The organism is Candidatus Streptomyces philanthi (assembly GCF_059553635.1).
Map to the genome: position 1 here is coordinate 1 of NZ_JCANQV010000420.1, position 3,833 is coordinate 3,833.

Here is a 3,833-nt window from a genome sequence, read left to right on the forward strand (position 1 = left end):
GGACGCGCCGCCCGCGTCGAGGCGGTGCCGCACGACGTGGACGGCGGGGCGCACCTGGCGGTGACCGTCGACGGCGACCCGCGCGCCGGCATCCGGCGCGCGCAGGGCCGGTTCCTCTCCTTCCGGCCCGACGAGATCTCCCCCTGGAGGAGCAGTGAGCACCGACGCCACCGGGCCCGCCCCGCGGACGCTGGTCGCCGGGGTCGGCAATGTCTTCCTCGGCGACGACGGCTTCGGTGTCGAGGTCGCCCGCCGGCTCGCCGGCCACCGTCTGCCCGACGGCGTCGAGGTCGTCGACGCCGGTGTCCGCGGAGTGCACCTCGCCCACCGGATGCTGGACGGGTACGACACGGTGATCCTGGCCGACGTCTGTGCCCGGGGCTCGGCCCCCGGCACCGTCCACCTGCTGGACGCCACCGAGCCCGCGCCCGTCCACCCGCCGGACGCGGCCCTCGACGCCCACCACATGACGCCGGACGCCGTCCTGGCGCTCCTCGGCACCCTCTGCGCGGGCACCGGCGCCCGCCGCCCGCGGCGCGTCCTCGTCGTCGGCTGCGAACCCGCCGACGTCGCCGAGCGCATGGGCCTGAGCGCCCCCGCCGACGCCGCGGCCGACGAGGCGGTACGGCTGATCCTGCGTCTGACCGGCGCGGAGGACGCCGGGGCCGTGCCGGACGCCGGCGGGAGAAACACCACACCATGCTGAGGTTCGTCCTCGGTGGCGCCCTGGCCGCCGAGCACGTCCAGCCCTCCCGGGCCACCCAACAACTTACGGAGAGGCCGCATGCGCCTGGCGGTACCCGGCAGGGTGACGGACATCGAGGAACGCGACGGCACCCGTACGGCCACCGTCGACTTCGGGGGCGTGGTCAAGAAGGTGTGCCTGAAGTACGTACCGGACCTGGCCGTGGGCGAGTACGCGATCGTCCACGCCGGGTTCGCGCTCCAGCGGCTCGACGAGGAGTCGGCCCGGCGCACGCTGGCACTGTTCGAGGAACTGGGGCTGCTCCAGGAGGAGTTCGGCGCCCCGAAGGAGGACTCCCCCGGCGAGGCCGCCGCGCCGGGCCCCGTGGCACGGGAGCCGCGCGGATGAAGCACCTCGACGGGTTCCGGGACCTGGCACTGGCCCGCGGACTGCTGGACGACATCCACACAACGGGCGCCCGGCCCTGGGCCCTGATGGAGGTCTGCGGGGGCCAGGCCCCCGGTTCGGCCCCGTGCCCGCCCGCGCTCACCCCGCGACGAGGGCCTTGGCCACCACGATGACCACCCCGAGCAGCAGATTGACGAGGACGCCGGCCACGACCGTGGGCCGCGGGGCACCGCCCCGCACGGCGGCGGCGGTCGCCCAGCCGACCTGCTCGGCCAGCGCGACGGAGAGCGCGAACCAGCCGGTGGCCTCCAGGTCCAGGCCGAGCAGGGGGCTGATCAGCACCGCGACGGCCGGCGGCACGGCCACCTTGACGACCGGCCATTCGCCGGCGGCCGCCCGGCGCACTTCCCCCCTGCTCAGGGGGTGTCCCCGCGCCCGCTGCGCCACCAGGCGCACATAGACGTGCGTCGCCCAGAAGACCAGACCGGTGACGAGCAGGAGCACCACGAGCTTGACGCGCGGGAAGGGAACGGCCGCTCCCGCGGTGGCCACCACCGACGCCGCGAGGAGCGAGCCGGAGACGGCGCCCGCGTAGTCGGCCCGCGCCCCGTCGCGCGGCTCCGGGGCGGCCCGGTGCGCTCCGCCGCTTCCCACGCCACCAGAATCCCTCCGGGACGCTCCCGCCGCACGGCGGGCGGTACGGTCGCCGCCGGCCCCGTCTTCCCGCCCGGTCCCTCGCCGTCTATGATCTTCGGCGGCATCGCGTGCCGGTCACCGTCCGGGTGAGGCATGGAGGTGCCGGGAGATGCCTCTGGAGGCATTCCTTGTCGGTCGCTCTGAACCACACGATCGTCCATGCCCGGGACAACCGGGAGTCCGCCGAGTTCTTCACGGACATCCTCGGCCTCACCATCACCTCGGAGTGGGGCCCGTTCCTCGCGGTGGAACTGGACCACGGCGTCACACTGGACTTCGCCACGGTCCCCGAGGACACGATCACCCCGCAGCACTACGCCTTCCTCGTCACCGAGGAGGAGTTCGACGCGGCGTACGCCCGCATCGTCCGACGCGGCGTCGAACACTACGCCGACCCGCAGCGGCGCCACCCCGGCACCGTCAACCACAACGACGGCGGCCGCGGAGTGTACTTCATGGACCCGGCGGGCCATGCGATGGAACTGCTCACCGTCCCCTACGGGGGCTGGCCGGCGTAGGGGGACGGGCGGGTACCGTGCTCTCACGCCCGGCCGTCAGGACGGCTGGACCTCGTCGAAGACGGCGAGGGCTTCGGCGGGGTCCGGGCTCACGAGGCGTTCCAGGCCGGCCAGCGTGATCTTCGCCCACCTGCCGGCCCGTGCCCACATCTGTTCCTCGAAGGCGCGGACGGCCTCGTCCAGGCCCCCGGGGGCGGTGGCGACGAGGGACCCGGCGAGTTCGGCGCCTTCCAGCATCGCGAGGTTCGCGCCCGCCCCCAACGGGGGCATCAGATGGGCGGCGTCGCCCAGGAGCGTCACCCCGGGGACGTGGGTCCAGGTGTGGGACACGGGCAGGACGTGGAGGGGGCGGTGGACGAAAGCGGTGCCGTGGCGCAGGAGGTCGAGGACGGGAGCGGCCCAGCCGTCGAACAGGGCCAGCAGGCCCGATCGCACGGCCTCGGCGTCGGTCAGGTCCAGGTCCGCGTGCCGGTCCAGCGGCGCGCGGAACTGGGCGTACACCTTGACGTGGCCGCCGCTGTTGCGCTGGGCGACGACAGCTCGGTTCACGCCGTACACAGCCATGGAACCGTCACCGATCAGCCGGGCGAGGCCGGGGTGGCGGGTGTCGACGTCGTCGAGGGAGGTCTCGACGAAGGTGACGCCGGTGTAATGCGGCGTCACCGACGAGACCGCCGGGCGGGTCCGGGACCAGGCGCCGTCCGCGCCGACGACGAGGTCGAACGTCTCCTGCCGCCCGTCCGCGAAATGGACCAGTGCGCCGTCCCGGGTCCCCGGCACCACCCGCGTCACGCCCCGGCCCCACTGGACGTCGAGAGGGCCGAGCGCGCCTCCGGCCCGCAGGTGACGAGGATGCCGGCCACGGGACGCTTCCCCGCGCTGTCCAAGGCCGTGCACGACGGCTCGGACGTGGATGCCGAGGCGTCCTTCGCGACCGGCCTGGACTGGGTCCTCGACACCGTGGCCACCAAACTCACCCGGCCTTGACCATTGAAGGCCGCTCACGCTGGTCCGGGAGAAGCAGGCCACGCCGACCGCCCCGCCGCCCCCGGTTCAGAACCTCCAGGCCGGGTCGTTGGCGATCCGCAGCAGCGCGGGGGTGTCCAGCGGCGTCCGCTTCGTGTCCGCGCGGCCGGTCCACTGCTGGAGCGTCACCGTACGGCCGTCCTCCCGCAGGACCCGTACGTAACGGGAGACGCGGCCGTCCCCGAGCCGCAGCGTGACCGCCTCCGCGCGGGCGCCGTCGTCGAGGGTGACGACCTCGCAGTCGCTGGCCGGAGCGGTGTCCCGGGGGGCGGGCGCGCCGGGACGGGGCGTGACCTTGGGCGTCGCGAGGTGCGCGCAGAGCGGCACCTTCGGGCCCTTGGCGGTGTACTCCGCCCCGCCGACGAACTCCACCGGGCCGGTGCCGCCGTCCCACCGCACGCGGTAGGTACGGCCCGGGAAGTCGCCCTCCTCGGTGCTCGTCCGCCCTGGCGGGAGCAGTCCGACGAGGGTTCCGGCGAGCCGTTCGCTGCTCCAGCGGG

At 74.5% G+C, this 3,833-nt stretch carries 5 protein-coding genes and 2 pseudogenes; 4 read left to right on the forward strand and 3 right to left on the reverse strand.

All coding sequences use genetic code 11. The annotated features are described in order from the left end of the window. Positions 1 to 154 precede the first annotated feature (154 nt). Together AC51EU_RS28190 and AC51EU_RS28195 are read left to right on the forward strand one after the other, a co-directional pair. Positions 155 to 706, forward strand: a complete 552-nt coding sequence (locus AC51EU_RS28190) for a hydrogenase maturation protease (RefSeq protein WP_496269918.1) — start codon at positions 155 to 157, stop codon at positions 704 to 706. A 78-nt stretch (positions 707 to 784) separates the two neighbouring features. After that, complete coding sequence (locus AC51EU_RS28195) at positions 785 to 1,093, forward strand: HypC/HybG/HupF family hydrogenase formation chaperone (RefSeq protein ID WP_496269919.1); 309 nt, start codon at positions 785 to 787, stop codon at positions 1,091 to 1,093. 138 nt (positions 1,094 to 1,231) lie between these two features. Here the strand turns inward: AC51EU_RS28195 and AC51EU_RS28200 are convergent, their stop codons facing one another. Then, positions 1,232 to 1,747: a hypothetical protein gene (locus AC51EU_RS28200; protein ID WP_496269920.1), complete on the reverse strand. Its 516-nt coding sequence runs from the start codon at positions 1,745 to 1,747 to the stop codon at positions 1,232 to 1,234. 170 nt (positions 1,748 to 1,917) lie between these two features. Here AC51EU_RS28200 and AC51EU_RS28205 point away from each other — a divergent pair, with 170 nt between their 5' ends. After that, complete coding sequence (locus tag AC51EU_RS28205) at positions 1,918 to 2,307, forward strand: VOC family protein (RefSeq protein ID WP_496269921.1); 390 nt, start codon at positions 1,918 to 1,920, stop codon at positions 2,305 to 2,307. A gap of 36 nt (positions 2,308 to 2,343) precedes the next feature. Here AC51EU_RS28205 and AC51EU_RS28210 read toward each other — a convergent pair. Next, a pseudogene (locus AC51EU_RS28210) lies at positions 2,344 to 3,132 on the reverse strand (FAD-dependent oxidoreductase); the annotation flags it as partial. On the opposite strand from AC51EU_RS28210, the pseudogene AC51EU_RS28215 reads away from it, so the two are divergent. Further along, a pseudogene (locus AC51EU_RS28215) lies at positions 3,130 to 3,294 on the forward strand (TetR/AcrR family transcriptional regulator C-terminal domain-containing protein); the annotation flags it as partial. The pseudogenes AC51EU_RS28210 and AC51EU_RS28215 overlap by 3 nt on opposite strands. Positions 3,295 to 3,360: 66 nt before the next feature. Here the strand turns inward: AC51EU_RS28215 and AC51EU_RS28220 are convergent. After that, positions 3,361 to 3,833 (reverse strand): hypothetical protein (locus tag AC51EU_RS28220; RefSeq protein WP_496269922.1); only part of this gene is annotated, 473 nt, incomplete at its 5' end.

Coding starts and splice junctions, on each gene's coding strand:
- AC51EU_RS28195 (WP_496269919.1), top strand. CDS start 785: ATGCGCCTGGCGGTACCCGGCAGGGTGACGGACATCGAGGAACGCGAC.